Raw genomic sequence first — 14,870 nt, 5'->3', positions numbered from 1 at the left:
CGTTGCATGGAAGCGTTATCTTTTTTCGCTGCGGCTCAAGGGGCCGCGGTGCAAAGCGGACACCAATTATATCGATGCGAAAAGTATACATAATGGACTATTTGGAGGGATTTTTCATGAAACGCCTAAAACCAACCGTTCTGTCGCGCAGCAATATGAAGCGCAAATTTGCCGTATTGCTCAGCACGGCGATGATCGCCGGAGCGCTCACCGGATGGGCCGGACAAGCCCAGGCCGCGCAGCCGCATTCATCCTACTGGTATCCGGATACCTTGCTGGAGTGGTCGCCGCAGACAGACAAGGACGCGCCATTCAACCGGGGCTCGGTGAAGCTGAATACCGACCGGGTTCAGGGGTACAAGGTGAATCCGAACGCCAAGACGGAGCCGAAGGTCATGGCCCTCGCCTCCATGTACAAAAGCACGAGCGGAGCGCCGTCGCAAGGGAACGATCAGTTCCACGGCTATGCGTTCAGCTACTGGCAGTATGTGGACAAGCTTATTATGTGGGGCGGCTCGGCAGGAGAGGGGCTGATTGTTCCTCCGAGCGCGGATGTCATCGATGCAGGCCATAAAAACGGCGTTCCGGTGTATGGAACCGTTTTCCTGCCGCAGAAGGAGCACGGCGGCAAGATCGAATGGCTGCGCGATCTGGTGCAGCAGAAGGAGGACGGATCGTTCCCGGTGGCGGACAAGCTGATTGAAGCCGCGACGTATTACGGCTTCGACGGATGGTTCATCAACCAGGAGACGCAGGGGGCGACGCCGGAAGATGCGCAGCTTATGCAGCAATTCTTGAAATATCTGCAAAAAAAGAAGCCGTCCCATATGGAAATCATCTGGTACGATTCGATGGTTAAGGAAGGGCCGGTCAAATGGCAGGGCGCCTTGACGGACAAGAACAGCATGTTCTTCCAGGACGGGGAAGAGCGGGTCGCGGATCAGATGTTCATCGACTTCCGCTGGCAATTCAAAAAAGAAGGCCAATATGATTACGTCACGCCATTCCGGAACTCGCCCAAGCTGGCCGACAGCTTGAAGCGCGATCCGTATGATCTGTATGCGGGCATGGATCTGGAAGGCGGCGGGGGATACCAGGGCAAATACAACTTCCCGGTATTGTTCCCGGAAGACGGCACGGCCGTAACCTCGCTTGGTCTATATCGTCCGGACTGGGCGTTCAATACGACGAAGACGAACCAGGATTTCATGGAAAAAGAGCAGAGACTCTGGGTCGGGGAGAACATGGACCCGTCGGATACGAAGTCGCAAGGCAACGCATGGCGCGGCATTGCCCATGATATCGTGGATAAGACGGTGATTACGAAGCCGGACTTTATTACGCATTTCAATACGGGGAACGGGAAGCAATTCAGCGTGAACGGGAAAAAGGTTCGCGATCGCGAATGGTTCAACCGGAGCCTTCAGGACATTTTGCCGACCTGGCGCTGGATGGTGGACGAGCAGGGCCAGAAGCTGAAGCCTAGCTTCGATTTCGGCACTTCCTTCTACGGCGGCAGCTCGCTTAGACTGCTCGGCACGGTCGCGCCTGGGGCTTCCACGAACGTGAAGCTGTTCAAGACCGACATCGCGGCCACGTCCGCCTTGCAAATGTCTCTCATCTATCAACCTAATAGCGAAGCGGCGGACATTAACATCGGCGTCGCCTTGGAGGGAGCGCCGGACGAGTACAAGATCGTGAAGCCGGCTTCCACCGAAGAAGCTGGCGTTCATGGCGATTGGACGCGTGCCGTCTACGACTTGAGCCCGTATGCGGACCAGAAAATCGTCGGCGTCTCGGTACAAGTGGAAGGCAAGGAAAGAAGCAACCTGTATGCGGTCAACCTGGGCCGGCTCCAGATTGGCGATCGGAACGACAAAGCGGCGGCTGCCGGGCAAGTTTCCGATCTGAAGCTGATCGAGAACGATGTGCGCGACGGCATTTATGCCGATGCGCGTCTGACCTGGGCTCCGCTCGGCGACGATGCGATGCTCTACGAAGTATACCGCGTCCTGCCGGATGGCTCCCGCGAGTTCGTCGGAGCGACAGGCAACAACTATTACTATGTGTCCGAGATGAAGCGGAGCGGCATGGAGCAGGAGACGAAGCTGGCGGTCTTGCCGGTGAACCGCCACTATAAGCAAGGCCGCGCGTCGGAGGTATCGTTCGAATGGCCGGCCTATCCGGCGCCGAAGGCGGACTTCGAGGCCGACAAGACCTTCGTGGCGCCGGGAGAAGCCGTGCAGTTGACGGATAAATCGTCCGAGGTTACGGCAGAGTGGGAGTGGAGCTTCCCGGGCGGCACGCCGGCTTCCAGCACGGAGCGCCATCCGAAGGTAAGCTATGCGGAGGAAGGAACGTATGAGATTGCGCTGAAGGCCAAAAACGCGGCTGGCGAAGACGTCATGACGAAATCGAAGCTGATTACGGTATCCAAAGAGGCGGCGTTCCGCTCGGAGGATCTGGCCACCGGGGCGAAGACGGAGGCGTCCAGCTTTGTCAATGACAGCGAAGCGCCGCAATTCGCCGTCGACGGAGATATGACCTCGAAGTGGTGCGCCGTCGGCAGCGGCGAGCATTGGCTGACGGTCGATCTGGGGCAAGCGCATGAGCTTACCCAGTTCGTCGTTCACCATGCCGAAGCAGGCGGAGAATCTCCTGCCTTCAACACGCGCGAGTTCAAGATCCAGCTGAGCATGGACGGAGAGAGCTGGAGCGATGCGGTGACGGTGACCGACAACGACAAGGCGACGAGCAAGCACGCCATTGCGAAGACCGAGGCACGCTATGTCCGTCTGCTCGTGCAGAAGCCGACGCAGGGCGGGGACACGGCGGCGCGGATTTACGGCTTGGAAGTGCACGGCTTGAAGAACAAGCCCGCAGCGGAGTAAGAGAGACAAGCAAGATTAATATGGGGACAGCAGGCAGGCCGGAACAGCTCCGGCCTGCTTTGATGTGATCGGCCCCGAGAACGGTAATCGAATCTATGAAAATAACAAACGTATAGAGAGACTCTTCTTGCAAAAGTACACGCAGATCATCGAGTCCCGGCCATAAATATTGATTTTTCACGCATATTTTTGCATAATTATTAAATTCCATGTATTGTTATAGTGAATCTGGAATCATAACGACATCATAATTGAAAGAAGTGTATTCATTGAATCTATTTTTCACGTATCTGCTGGCAGGGCTTGCCGTTGCGATGCCCGTAGGGGCCATGACCGTTGAAATGACGAAGCAAGGCCTGAAAAAGGGGTTTATGCATGGTTGGGCTGTAGGCTTGGGCGGTATGACCATCGATCTTTTCTTAATTATAGCCTTATACATGGGCTTGGCTTCCGTGCTCGCCATACCTTATATTCAAATCCCGATGTGGGTTATCGGCGCAGGGTTTTTGGCGTTTTTAGGCTATGATTCCATCAAAAACTCGGATCAAGACATTGCGCTCGCTGGCGATAAACCGAACACATCTTTCTTCAGCTCCTATCGCAACGGGTTGCTCGTAGCGGTATCGCCGGGCAATCTCGTGTTTTGGATTTCCGTGTTTGGAGCGGTGCTTTCGGACTCGTATGATACGACACAACCGGCCAAATTTTTAATTGTCGGGGCCGGGATTTTAGCCGGCATCCTCGTCCATGATGTTGGTTTGCTTGCCATTGTGGCGGTCACGAGGAAAGCCATGAGCAGAACGATGATTAAGAGAGTATCCATCATCGCCGGCTTCATCTTATTTGGCTTTGCGGGTTATTTTATATATGAGTTTATTATGGCCATCAAAGGAATACTCTAAGTTTCATATCTAGTTGGCCGGACCACCCATCACGCATAAAACTTATTCCTCGTAACGGCAAGGGCAAAGCTGCAAATCCCAGGCTGTTGAGAAAGAAGTTTTGAGCAGGAAAATGGATATTTCCACCATCCTGAAAACTGCACCATTTCCCTGGACACGCCCATCCGGCAGGCGAAATCCGCAAACTCCACGATTTTTCCAGGCACGCCGATTCGGTAAGCGAAATCCTGCAGAAATACAGCAATTCGATATGGACGACTATTCCAGAAAGGGAATCCTGCAAAATTACAGGAATTTCCCCCGTTTCGCTTCGGTTTGAAGCAAAAGGGCCTAAAATGATGTAGATTTGCAGCAATTCCTCGGGATGGGGACTCATTAAGCCGAAATTCCTGTAAAATAGCAGCAATTTCCTCCGCACGTCCAAGCCCCAGGAGGCAACGATGCTTCCAGCAGGCCGATAGTGCTTCCAGCAGGCTGATAATGCTTCCTGAAGGCGATGATGCCCCCAGCATCCGACGCGGTCGGTTGGATCCCGTAAAATCAGGCCATTGAGTAGTCTATGGGACTTTTCACCTGTCTGTAATGTAGATCTCTTCTCCCGGTAGAAAAAAACCGATTTAAAACGCCCTAAGAGCCAAGGTTGGGATGAGGAAAATGGACCTTCTCCACCCCTTCACAAAAAACAGGGGTTTTCCAACAGCCTGAAATCTGCAGGATTTTATCTGGTGACAACGTAAATTCGGCAGAATTCCTGCAAAAGTACATCATTTCCTTCTCTACACGAAGGAATCATCATTATCCGCCGAAAATTGATGCAGATTTGCAGGATTCCCTCTCTACGCTACTTCCACCCCCTAGAAATACTGCAGTTTTGCAGTTTTTCGCGGCTGATGCGTCATCCCCCTGATCTCGCGACATTTTCCTCAATTCTTCGCCGATTGCAGCATCTGGAAGAAGGGTTCGGAGGAATGAATAGCGAATCCCTTTAATAGAAGCACGACCAGGACCTACATCGAATGCGAGAGGAGCAGGAAGCGATGCGCAAATGGATGCTTGCCGGATTATGTCTGGTCATCGGTTTGGGATTCCGATTGTTAGCGGAGCCGGGGAACGCGGAAGCGGCCGGCAAGACGGCGGCCGGCGGAAAGGCCAACGTGTACCTGAATGGATTTCAGCTAACGGAATGGCGATGGGAGCGCAATTACATCATGGTTCCGTTGTTTGCTTTTGACGATTACAGTTACTTCGGCAATTCGAACGAGCAGGAGATTACGTACAAATGGGATGCGGCCTCGAAGACGGTATGGGTCTTTTCCAAGGGCAAGACGAATGCCGTGAAGCTGATCGCGGATAAGACGGTCGCTTGGGTGAACGGCAAGGAAGTGGAGTTGGCGGCCCCGGTCAAAATCATTGACGGCCATACGTATGTGCCGCTCCGCTTCGTGAGCGAGGCGCTGGGCGGCGAAGTGGAATGGAACAACAGCAAGCGCACGGCGATTATCCGGACGCCGGAACGAGTTCGGCGGGATGAGGTGCTCCGCACCGGAGGGCTGGAGGAGGCCCGGAAGGAGGCCTTGCTGCTCCCCTTCGTCTTCCCGAACCGGGAACTGCCGTACCGGACGGAAGGCTTCGAAGTCAAGATCGAGTTTCCCGAAGGAGAGGCTTTGCGCTACTACTCTACGGTGAAAGACGTCAAAAGCTACATCGCCGTCAATGAGGACGGCCTGGCAGAGGTGCTATGGCAGGGACGCACGACGGCTAATCCAGGCGCCTATCTGGAGGAGAGCGGGAACAGGCCGGAAGGGGAGGAGACGCTGATCTATTTTCAGCATACGTTCCCGGTTCAGGACACGGTCAAATATGGAAAAATCGACAAGGACGGCAAGGCGGCCGAGTTGGGTACCTTCGAGGTGAAGCGCTCGCTGCGAACCTCTGCGGACGCGGTCACGGCCATTGCCGGCGAGAAGCGCAAGGATGCGGCAGCCGCTGAAGGGAGTGACAAAACCGCCAGCAAAAACACCAGCAGAACCCGGCAAAACCGCTAACAAGGCTCCAGGCGGCGGCGAGAGCAAGGAAGCGGACAAGAGCGGAAACTAGGGTCAACCCCAATAGGACAAGCCAACTAAGCACATCAGAGCAAAAAAAGCGGCAGCCTCCCATTCCCGGGGGCTGCCGCTGTGCATTGCGCGCTTAGCCGTATCCATTGAGCGGTTCCCGCTGTGCATTGCGCGCTTATTCGATGCGATCGATTCCGCGCATATAGGGACGCAGCGCTTCCGGAATCCGCACCGAACCGTCCGCCTGCTGATGGTTCTCCAGCAGCGGAATCAGGATGCGCGGGCTGGCTACGGCCGTGTTGTTGAGGGTATGGCAGTACTGAAGCCCGCCGTCCTCGTCCCGGTAGCGGATCTGCAGCCGCCGCGCCTGGAAGTCGAGCAGATTCGAGGCCGAATGGGTCTCGCCGTACGCGGCGCGCCCGGGCATCCACGTCTCGATATCGTACTGTCTATACGTCTTCTGCGACATGTCGCCCGTGCATACGTCCATGACGCGGTAAGGCAGCTCCAGAGCCCGAAGGATGTCCTCGGCGTGGGCGACCATCTCCTCCAGCATCCGGTTCGATTCCGCCGCATCGCCGCGCGTCAGGACGACCTGCTCCACCTTGGCGAACTGGTGGACCCGGTACAGGCCGCGCACGTCCCGGCCGGCCGAGCCAACCTCGCGGCGGAAGCAGGACGAGGCCCCGGCCAGCCGAATCGGCTCGCTGACGTCCACGATCTCGCCGCTGTAATACGCGGCGAGGCTGACCTCCGCCGTGCCGACGAGCCAACGGCCGTCCTCTGGGAGCGCGTACGTCTGCTCCTCGCCAAGCGGGAAGAAGCCGGTGCCGACGAGGGCTTCCTCCCGCACGAGGAGCGGAACGTCCAGCAGCGTGAAGCCCCGGCCGGCGAGCAGATCGAGCGCCAACTGCTGCACCGCCCGGTGTAGCAGCACGCCGGCCGCCCGCAAGTAATAGCTGCGCGAGCCCGCGACCTTCACCCCGCGTTCCGTGTCGATCAGGCCAAGCCGCTCGCCGAGCTCGACATGATCAAGCGGCTCGAAGTCGAAGCGGGGCGGCTCGCCGACGCGCCGCAGCTCCACATTGTCGGCGTCCGAAGCGCCGACCGGCGAATCCGCCGCCGGCAGATTCGGAACGAGCAGCATGCAGCGGCGGTACTCCCGCTCCGCCTCCCCCAGCTCCCGTTCCAGACGCTCCAGCGTCTCGTTCATCTCCCGCACGCTCGCCTTCAACGCCTCGGCTTCGTCACGCCGCCCATCGCGCAGACAGGCCGCGATGCGGCTCGATGCCTCATTGCGGGCTTGACGGAGCGCATCCGCCTCCTGCAGTCTCGTCCTTCTCGCTTCATCCCATTGAAGCAATTCGTTCACGTCGAACTCCATTCCTTTGACCCGGGCGGCCTCTTGAACCAAATCCGGGCGGCTGCGAATCCATTTGATATCCAGCATACGTCACATCTCCTTCGTTCTACCGAAAATAAACAGAAAGCGCCCCTCATCCGATTGGGACGAGGAGCGCTAGCTCGCGGTGCCACCCAACTTGATTCCCGCTCCCGCTCAGGCGGAGGAGAATCCCCTTGGTTCCGCGATAACGGGCGGGCCCGGTTCACTTAGAGACTGTGGCGGGCATACAATGCCGCCCATATCCGGTCGAGAACGCCTCCGAGTTGGATGCTCTTCATTGGCGTGATGGCTGTATCATGATTGATCCCTATTATAGAATATTTTAACGAGAAGTCAAACCGTTACTCGGCCCGCTGCGGAGGAAGCTGCGACAAATGCTCCAGCAGCGTGCGGATGTCCTGCAGGAGGCGGGCGGGATCGAGCCGGGTACGGTCAGCCAGCTCCGCCAATCGGGCAGGGATGCAGGCCGCCTCCTTTTTCAAGGAACGGCCCTTGCCGGTCAGCGAGAGGATCACCTTGCGCTCGTCCTCTGCGGCGCGGGCCCGGCGAATCAGCCCTTGCTGCTCCATGCGCTTCAGCATCGGCGTCAGCGTGCCGGAGTCCAGATATAAGCGGAGACCCAATTCCTTCACCGTCATGCCGTCATGCTCCCATAGCGCCAGGAGGGCGAGATATTGCGGGTAGGTAAGCTCCAGCCGCTCCAGCAGCGGCCGGTACAGCTTCGTCAATTCCCGGGAAGCCGCATAGATCGCGAAGCAGAGCTGATTATCGAGCTTCAGCCGCTCATCCGGCTCCGGGGGATGGGATGTCTTCATCGCAACCACTCCTAACTTCGGCCCCGCTACAGCAGGGCCGCGATCTCATCTTCCAGCTTGGCGGGATTCGTCTGCGGAGCATACCGATCCACGACGCGTCCGTCTTTGCCGACGAGGAATTTGGTGAAATTCCACTTAATCTCGGTGCTGCCCAACAGCCCTTTTTTCTCATTCGTCAGATAGGCAAACAACGGATCGGCGTCTGGCCCTTTGACATCCACCTTCGCGAACATCGGAAAGGTGACGCCGTAATTGACCTGACAGAACTCCATCGTCTCCTCCGTCTTCTCGAACTCTTGATTGCCGAATTGCGCGCACGGAAATCCAAGCACGGCGAAGCCGCGATCCTTGAACTTGTCATACAAGGCTTGCAGCTCCTTGAATTGCGGCGTAAACCCGCACTTGCTCGCGGTGTTGACGATAAGAAGAACTTGCCCCTCGTACTCCCGCAAGGACGTCAATTCGCCGCTTGGCTTCTTTGCCGTAAAATCGTAAACCGTTGCCATCACCCATCCGCTCCTTTGCTTAACTAAAAGTAACGTATCAACTTACTACCCTATTTATAGCACAATCAAAAATTGTGGTCAATTAGATTGTACACAATTTAACTGTGAGAGAAACGCTGGATACATGAACAGACAACGAGTGGGTATGCTAACCGTATTCCCGGCATGAATAAGAGGTGGATGAAGATATGTTCAAAAAAATGACCATGATTATCGCCGCTGCGGCTCTTGTCATCGGATTGGCCGCTTGCGGCTCCCCGAATAATCAAGGGGCCGGAACGAATCAGGGAACGGCCCCGGGGCAGACGACGCCCCCTCCCGCTGCCGTAGACGCTGCGGCGGTCTATAAGCAGAACTGCCTGGTCTGCCATGGCGCCAATCTGGAAGGACAAGTCGGACCGAATCTGCAAAAGGTCGGGGCGACGCGTACGCCGGAAGAAATCTCGGCCGTTATCCATAACGGAGGCAACGGGATGACCGCGTTCAAGGGTGTATTGAGCGAGGATGAGATCAGCGCATTGGTAGAGTGGCTGTCTGCCAAAAAATAAGCGCATGCGCCGTCCCCCGCCATGCGGTACGAAGGAGTGGAGATCCAGGTTTTCTCCGCTCCTTTTTCGTGCCGCCATTCGGGAAGGACAGAGGCTGGCTACCCGTGGCGAATATGCATATTGTTCCTGTGAACGGAAATAGTAAGCGTACATTAAGGAAACCTGCATAGATTCAGACCCGTTTAAAAAGAACGGTTTTCAGCGCCGAGAAAGTTGCTTGAACGCGAAGCGGATGCGTTCGCCGTGAGTTTGGCTCCGCAAAACTGGCGAGGAAGCGCGGAGTGAAGGCCAGACTTGATGAGCACTGCACTTCAAGAGTGAATGCAAGATTCGATGTCAAGCTGCTTTCAAGCTGCTTCCCGGATTACTTCGCGATCAAAAGCGGACTTTTTAAACAACCTATTAGAAAAGGGAGGATGAACGTGGCTGAGAAACACAGCAACCAGAGCGGCAGACCGCAAGGACAGGCCCGCGACCAATCCCGCCGCCAATTCCTGAAGGTATCCGGGGCGGCGCTGGGCGGGGCCGTAGTCGGGGGAGTCGTAGGAGCGGTGATCGATCGTTCCGTGCGGCCGGGAGCCGGAACGCAGCCCGGTCCGAATCAGCCGGCGCCGCAGCAGGCGCCGGATCATAACCAAGCGCTGATGTATTTCAATCAGCGGCAGTTCCGGCTAACGGAAGCCGCCGTGGAACGGATATTCCCGGCCGACGATCTGGGGCCGGGCGCGGCCGAGCTGGGGGTTGCTTATTATATCGACCACCAGCTTGCGGGCCAGTGGGGCATTAATGCGCGCGAATATATGCAAGGGCCGTTTTTCAAGGGCGAGCCGACGCAAGGCGGATTTCCGAGCATCAAGCATCATGAGCTGTTCATGCTCGGCCTGGACGCGTTGGAGCTGTACAGCACGAAGCATTACGGCAAGACCTTCACCGAGCTGGAAGCGAGTGAGCAGGATGAAGTGCTCAAGGCGTTCGAGTCCGGGAAGGACGCTCTCCTCGATAACGGAGAGACGACGGGGGCCTTCTTCAAAATGCTGCGTGCGCTGACGCTTGAAGGCGTCTACGCCGATCCGCTCTACGGAGGGAACAAAAATATGATGGGATGGAGAATGCGTCGGTACCCGGGCAACCAGATGAGTTATCTCAATATTATTGACAAGCCCGATTTCGTGGAGATTGAACCGCAAAGCTTGCACAGCCATATGACCCAACATTCATAACCACGTAAGGAGAGCGATGCAATGGCAACGAAGTTACCGAAAGTGCCCGTCGTCATTGTCGGCATGGGTTGGGCGGGAGGAATCATCGCTTCCGAGCTGACCAAGGCCGGCATCAAGGTTCTCGGGCTGGAACGGGGCAAAAGCCGCAAGACGGAAGATTATTTTATGGTCCACGATGAGCTGCGCTACGCCCAGCGCTATGAATTGATGCAGGACCTGTCCAAGGAGACGGTCACGTTCCGCAACAAACAAAGCCAGCGGGCGCTGCCGATGCGAAGCTACGGCTCCTTCCTGATGGGAGAAGGGCTGGGCGGCGCGGGGATCCATTGGAACGGCCAGTATTTCCGGTTTCTGCCGTATGATTTCGAGATTTACACGAAGACGGTGGAACGCTACGGCAAGAAAAAGATTCCGGACGGCATGACCATTCAGGACTGGGGCATTACCTATGACGAACTGGAGCCTTATTTCGACACGTTCGAGAAAATGGCGGGCATCTCCGGGGAGCAGGAGCAAAATCCGATGGTCGGCAAACGATCCAACCCGTTCCCGACGCCGCCCATGAAAAAAACGCCGGCGATCGCGATGTTCGAGGAAGCCGCCAGGAAGCTGGGCTATCATCCGTACATGATGCCGTCGGCGAATCTGTCGCAAGCGTATACGAATCCGGACGGGATCGCCCGGGCAGCCTGCCAATACTGCGCCTTCTGCGAGCGCTTCGGATGCGAGTACGGAGCGAAGGCCGATCCGGTCGTGACGGTCATTCCGGTCGCCGAGAAGACGGGGAATCTGGAAATCCGGACGAACTCCAACGTGACCGAGATTTTACATAGCGGCAAGAAAGCGACGGGCGTCGTGTACGTGGATACCGTGACGCGGAAGGAGTTCATTCAGCCGGCCGATGTCGTCATTTTGGCCAGCTATGTCTTCAATAACGTGAAGCTGCTGCTGCTGTCGAATCTGGGGACACCTTACGATCCGGACACCGGGCAGGGAGTCATCGGCCGGAACTATGCATATCAGGTGAACGGCGGGGCCGCGGTGGGCTTCTATGAGGACCGCGAATTCAATACCTATGCGGGCGCCGGCGCGCTGGGCATCGAGGTGGACGATCTGAATGGCGACAACTTCGATCATAGCGATCTCAACTTCATTCATGGGGCGGGGATCCGCCTGTCTCAGACCGGCCTTCGCCCGATCGCGAACAATTCGACGCCGGAAGGCGTTCCGTCCTGGGGCAAAGATTTTAAACAAGCCTCAATCCACTATGCATACCGGACTTTGTCGATTGCTCCGCAGGGGGCGAATATGCCGTGGCGGCATCATTATCTGGACCTGGACCCGACCTACAAGGATTCCTATGGTCTTCCTCAGATCCGGATTACCTATGATTTCGAGGATCAGGATCGGGAGCTGGTGAAATTCATGGCGGCGAAGTCCCAGGAGATTATGCAGGAGATGAAGCCAAGCAAGATCGGCTCGAACGGGCAGCTTGCCCCGTACAACATCGTGCCTTACCAGTCGACGCACAATACGGGGGGCGTCATTATGGGAAGCGACCCGTCCGCTTCCGCCGTCAATAATTACATGCAAATGTGGGACGTGGATAATCTGTTCGTCGTCGGGGCGTCGGCCTTCCCTCATAACAGCGGGTACAACCCGACCGCCACCGTAGGCGCGCTGGCCTATCGCGCGGCAGAGGGCATTCTCAAATATATGAAGCAGGAAGGACCGCTGGCGTAAATGCGGAACCCTTCGCGTCCTCTGCTTCACCGACAGGGGGCGAGAGCGAATGAATAATCAGGAAGAGCTGATTTTGCATTTGACCGAGCTGCGCAGACGGCTGATCGTGTTCTCAGCGTGGTTCATGGCGATGCTGTGCATCGGGCTCTGCTTATCGCCGCGGCTGCTGCTTCTGCTGAAGTCGCGGCCAGCCCGGCTCGGGATTGAATGGAACGTGTTTGCCTTTACGGATGGGCTGTTCGTCTATATGAAATGCGCGTTGCTCTTCGCCGTGCTGCTGTCGCTGCCGGTTCTCTTTTATCAGCTATGGGCGTTCGTCCGGCCGGGATTGACGGAAGAGGAAGCGCGGGCGGCGCTGGCTTATGTGCCCGCCTCCTTCCTGATGTTCCTGTTGGGGGTTGCTTTCAGCTATTACTTGGTGTTTCCGATGATGCTGGAATTTTTGATGCAGATGAACCGCAGCATCGGGGCGGCGGAGATGTACGGGATCGACCGCTATTTCACGTTGATGTTCAATATCGTCTTCCCGCTCGCCATCGCCTTCGAGATGCCGGTCGTGGTTCTGTTCCTGACCCGGCTGGAGCTGATCGCGCCGGATAGGCTGCGCCGCATCCGGAAGCCCGCCTATCTCGGCTTGACGATTGCCGGGGCCTGCATCTCGCCGCCCGATGTCGTCTCCCATTTGTCGGTGACCATCCCGCTGATCGCGCTGTTCGAACTGAGCATTTTTCTGTCCGCTGCCTATTCCCGCCGGCTGGAAGCCTCGTCTGCCAGTCCATAGCCCTCACATCTTGAAGGAAGGAGGTGTCCTCCGATGCTGAACAATATCGGGATTTCCGGCCTGGTCATTATATTCATGCTGGCGCTGATGCTCTTCGGCCCGGCGAAGCTGCCGCAGCTCGGGCGCGCGTTCGGCGATACGCTGCGGGAATTCCGCAACTCCACCCGCGGCCTGGCCGACGACGGCAAGGAAGACGAAGACCGGGAGACGATCGAGCTGAAAAAGCTGCCATAAGCCTGACGCAAACTGCCGCCGCCTCCCAATCCGGGGATGCTGCGGCAGCGTCGTCCTTATGGAACGGTTTTGAACCACAGGCCGCTTGTGCCGTCGGCTTTGCGGCCGTTCGCGATAAGCGGCTCCGCGTCGTCTTGACTGACCTGGAAGGCGGCCCATCCCGTATAGGTGCCGCCGACATAGATCTTCGTCCGGAGCGGAGGATCCGGAGTGACGACGGCCACTGCCGGATAATCGGCCCCGTCGGATGACACCAGGGTGAAGTCGAACGCGTTGACGTCCATCGCCGCATCCGGATTGGCATGAGAGTCGATGCTGACGGTCACTTTGGCCAATATGTATTCAAAGCCTTTGCGAGGCGCTTTATTGAAACGGTTTGCCGCGTAGATTTGTTCCCATGCTTCCTCACCTCTAACTATCTCCTCGACGGTTATGCTTCCTGTCGCCATCGCGGCGGCTCCGGTGCCCGCGGCAAAGACAACCGTCTCGCCCAGCGAAGCCGGGTGCTTCCGGGATGCCATACGCGCTTCCGCCCCCGCATCTTGGGCCGCCGGCACGGCATGCGGCGACGAATGGAGCGTGATCGTCCGGCTTGCCTTCTCATAGCGAACATCGGCCCCAAGCGCTTCCGAGACCGTGCGCAGCGGCACATAGACGGTTCCGTTGATGTCCCGGATATCCGCATCGATTTTCTTCCCGTCCACGATCAGCTTGTACGACCCGGAGGCGTACACTCCGGTAGCGCAAGCGAGCAGCAGCGCGGCCCCTATTGCGATTGAAAACCTGCTTTTCATATGATCTCTCCTTGAAAGTTATGTATGCAGCCTATCGGTCGTAGGACTATTTTACCTTAGATTGGACCGATTTTCCTGCTTGAGTCTAGTTTTTCGGTTTCAATTTTGGCTCCTCTCTTTAAAGAACGATTATGGATATCGTTTATGCACTTGGTACGCTAAATGCCTGAGCGTTAAAGATGCAAGCCTATGCCGCGGCCAGCCAGCGGATGGCATACAGTATCCATACATGAAGGGGATAAAATAGATAGAATACATATTTGGCCCACGGCTGGTCGGGTCCCCGTCTTCCGTTATAGGCAAGTATCGGCAGGATGGCGAAGATCATCATCCATTGCGGATTCACCGCAAACAGGTAATGCGCTGTCCACATTTCCTCTGCGTGCACATTGGCGTATGGCGCGAGCGAGAATACGAGGGAAGAGAGGACGAACGCCGGAATCATCGCTTTAGAGCCCCGCAGCAGATGAAAGACAAGCGCCATCGATACCGCCAGCAAGCTGTACTCGACGAAGAACATCGCTCCCATGATCGCACCGCAGATCAGGATGCCGCTCAATGTCTGGCTTGAGGCTCTCGCCCAGTCCAATGCCGCCATCAGCACGAGCGCGGCGAAGAGCGAGAGGAAGATGTTGTTGTCGATTGTCCCGCCCGGCATCGCCAATGTCAGCAGTTCGCTGCCCCCCGCCATCACCAGCGCGAAGATGAACATGCGCAGCATATAGCGCCGGATGCCGCGCGTATGGGCGTAGCCTTCCGCCGCTAAGAAGAAGAAGACGGGTGCGGCCAGCCGTCCCGCGCTATGGAACCAATCGGGAGATTCCGGGAAATAAAAATGAATATGATCGAGCAGCATGAGCGCTAGCGCGAGCAGCTTCAGCGTGAACGCGTTCATTGGTGAATCCCTCCTTGCGGTTGCGCCGCGGCGGTACCGGCCACCGCCGGCCCATTCCCTAAAATCATAGCACAAACGA

At 56.9% G+C, this 14,870-nt stretch carries 14 protein-coding genes; 8 read left to right on the top strand and 6 right to left on the bottom strand.

Annotated elements, in window-relative coordinates; all coding sequences use genetic code 11:
• The first annotated feature begins 116 nt into the window (after positions 1-116).
• Together L6439_RS23970 and L6439_RS23965 are read left to right on the top strand one after the other, a co-directional pair.
• Positions 117-2,891, top strand: coding sequence for an endo-beta-N-acetylglucosaminidase (locus L6439_RS23970; RefSeq protein WP_168178111.1), 2,775 nt, complete (start codon positions 117-119; stop codon positions 2,889-2,891).
• 269 nt (positions 2,892-3,160) lie between these two features.
• Positions 3,161-3,793 carry a LysE family translocator gene (locus L6439_RS23965; RefSeq protein ID WP_168178110.1) on the top strand — a complete coding sequence of 211 codons (633 nt, stop codon included), beginning with the start codon at positions 3,161-3,163 and terminating at the stop codon, positions 3,791-3,793.
• On the opposite strand, the gene L6439_RS23960 is transcribed toward L6439_RS23965, so the two are convergent.
• Entirely contained in the window at positions 3,777-4,169 is a 393-nt protein-coding gene (locus L6439_RS23960; RefSeq protein ID WP_213471173.1) for a hypothetical protein, read from the bottom strand. The genes L6439_RS23965 and L6439_RS23960 overlap by 17 nt on opposite strands.
• Positions 4,170-4,830: 661 nt before the next feature.
• Here L6439_RS23960 and L6439_RS23955 point away from each other — a divergent pair.
• The gene (locus L6439_RS23955) at positions 4,831-5,838 is read left to right on the top strand and encodes a copper amine oxidase N-terminal domain-containing protein (RefSeq protein WP_213471174.1); all 1,008 of its coding nucleotides are present in this window, start codon (positions 4,831-4,833) and stop codon (positions 5,836-5,838) included.
• Between the two features lie 187 nt (positions 5,839-6,025).
• Here the strand turns inward: L6439_RS23955 and serS are convergent, their stop codons facing one another.
• From serS to L6439_RS23940, 3 genes are all read right to left on the bottom strand, one after another.
• On the bottom strand, positions 6,026-7,300 hold the full coding sequence (serS, locus tag L6439_RS23950; RefSeq protein WP_168179915.1) for a serine--tRNA ligase: 1,275 nt from the start codon (positions 7,298-7,300) through the stop codon (positions 6,026-6,028).
• Positions 7,301-7,596: 296 nt separating this feature from the next.
• A complete protein-coding gene (locus tag L6439_RS23945) occupies positions 7,597-8,070 on the bottom strand; it encodes a MarR family winged helix-turn-helix transcriptional regulator (RefSeq protein ID WP_168179916.1) in 474 nt (157 codons plus the stop codon).
• 26 nt (positions 8,071-8,096) lie between these two features.
• Positions 8,097-8,576, bottom strand: coding sequence for a glutathione peroxidase (locus L6439_RS23940; protein ID WP_168179917.1), 480 nt, complete (start codon positions 8,574-8,576; stop codon positions 8,097-8,099).
• 188 nt (positions 8,577-8,764) lie between these two features.
• Between L6439_RS23940 and L6439_RS23935 the strand changes: the two genes are divergently transcribed.
• The 5 genes from L6439_RS23935 (at position 8,765) to L6439_RS23915 (ending at position 13,102) form a co-directional block, all read left to right on the top strand.
• Entirely contained in the window at positions 8,765-9,124 is a 360-nt protein-coding gene (locus L6439_RS23935; RefSeq protein WP_168179918.1) for a c-type cytochrome, read from the top strand.
• A 416-nt stretch (positions 9,125-9,540) separates the two neighbouring features.
• Positions 9,541-10,344 carry a gluconate 2-dehydrogenase subunit 3 family protein gene (locus L6439_RS23930; RefSeq protein WP_217277225.1) on the top strand — a complete coding sequence of 268 codons (804 nt, stop codon included), beginning with the start codon at positions 9,541-9,543 and terminating at the stop codon, positions 10,342-10,344.
• 21 nt (positions 10,345-10,365) lie between these two features.
• Positions 10,366-12,087 (top strand): GMC family oxidoreductase, encoded by a 1,722-nt coding sequence (locus tag L6439_RS23925; protein WP_213471175.1) that lies wholly within the window; start codon positions 10,366-10,368, stop codon positions 12,085-12,087.
• A 49-nt stretch (positions 12,088-12,136) separates the two neighbouring features.
• A complete protein-coding gene (gene tatC / locus L6439_RS23920) occupies positions 12,137-12,868 on the top strand; it encodes a twin-arginine translocase subunit TatC (RefSeq protein WP_168182645.1) in 732 nt (243 codons plus the stop codon).
• A 33-nt stretch (positions 12,869-12,901) separates the two neighbouring features.
• Positions 12,902-13,102: a twin-arginine translocase TatA/TatE family subunit gene (locus L6439_RS23915; protein WP_168182646.1), complete on the top strand. Its 201-nt coding sequence runs from the start codon at positions 12,902-12,904 to the stop codon at positions 13,100-13,102.
• Between the two features lie 56 nt (positions 13,103-13,158).
• On the opposite strand, the gene L6439_RS23910 is transcribed toward L6439_RS23915, so the two are convergent.
• Complete coding sequence (locus L6439_RS23910) at positions 13,159-13,896, bottom strand: stalk domain-containing protein (RefSeq protein WP_213471176.1); 738 nt, start codon at positions 13,894-13,896, stop codon at positions 13,159-13,161.
• A gap of 187 nt (positions 13,897-14,083) precedes the next feature.
• A complete protein-coding gene (locus L6439_RS23905) occupies positions 14,084-14,791 on the bottom strand; it encodes a TraX family protein (RefSeq protein WP_168182648.1) in 708 nt (235 codons plus the stop codon).
• Positions 14,792-14,870 lie beyond the last annotated feature (79 nt).

The organism is Paenibacillus dendritiformis (assembly GCF_021654795.1).
GTDB lineage: Bacteria > Bacillota > Bacilli > Paenibacillales > Paenibacillaceae > Paenibacillus_B.
Note: the sequence above shows the minus strand (reverse complement) of the source record. Positions and strands in the feature narration are given on the sequence as shown.

Coding starts and splice junctions, on each gene's coding strand:
- L6439_RS23970 (WP_168178111.1), top strand. CDS start 117: ATGAAACGCCTAAAACCAACCGTTCTGTCGCGCAGCAATATGAAGCGC.
- L6439_RS23945 (WP_168179916.1), bottom strand. CDS start 8,070: ATGAAGACATCCCATCCCCCGGAGCCGGATGAGCGGCTGAAGCTCGAT.
- L6439_RS23915 (WP_168182646.1), top strand. CDS start 12,902: ATGCTGAACAATATCGGGATTTCCGGCCTGGTCATTATATTCATGCTG.
- L6439_RS23910 (WP_213471176.1), bottom strand. CDS start 13,896: ATGAAAAGCAGGTTTTCAATCGCAATAGGGGCCGCGCTGCTGCTCGCT.
- L6439_RS23905 (WP_168182648.1), bottom strand. CDS start 14,791: ATGAACGCGTTCACGCTGAAGCTGCTCGCGCTAGCGCTCATGCTGCTC.
- L6439_RS23930 (WP_217277225.1), top strand. CDS start 9,541: ATGAACGTGGCTGAGAAACACAGCAACCAGAGCGGCAGACCGCAAGGA.
- L6439_RS23960 (WP_213471173.1), bottom strand. CDS start 4,169: ATGAGTCCCCATCCCGAGGAATTGCTGCAAATCTACATCATTTTAGGC.
- tatC (WP_168182645.1), top strand. CDS start 12,137: ATGAATAATCAGGAAGAGCTGATTTTGCATTTGACCGAGCTGCGCAGA.
- L6439_RS23955 (WP_213471174.1), top strand. CDS start 4,831: ATGCGCAAATGGATGCTTGCCGGATTATGTCTGGTCATCGGTTTGGGA.
- L6439_RS23935 (WP_168179918.1), top strand. CDS start 8,765: ATGTTCAAAAAAATGACCATGATTATCGCCGCTGCGGCTCTTGTCATC.
- serS (WP_168179915.1), bottom strand. CDS start 7,300: ATGCTGGATATCAAATGGATTCGCAGCCGCCCGGATTTGGTTCAAGAG.
- L6439_RS23940 (WP_168179917.1), bottom strand. CDS start 8,576: ATGGCAACGGTTTACGATTTTACGGCAAAGAAGCCAAGCGGCGAATTG.
- L6439_RS23925 (WP_213471175.1), top strand. CDS start 10,366: ATGGCAACGAAGTTACCGAAAGTGCCCGTCGTCATTGTCGGCATGGGT.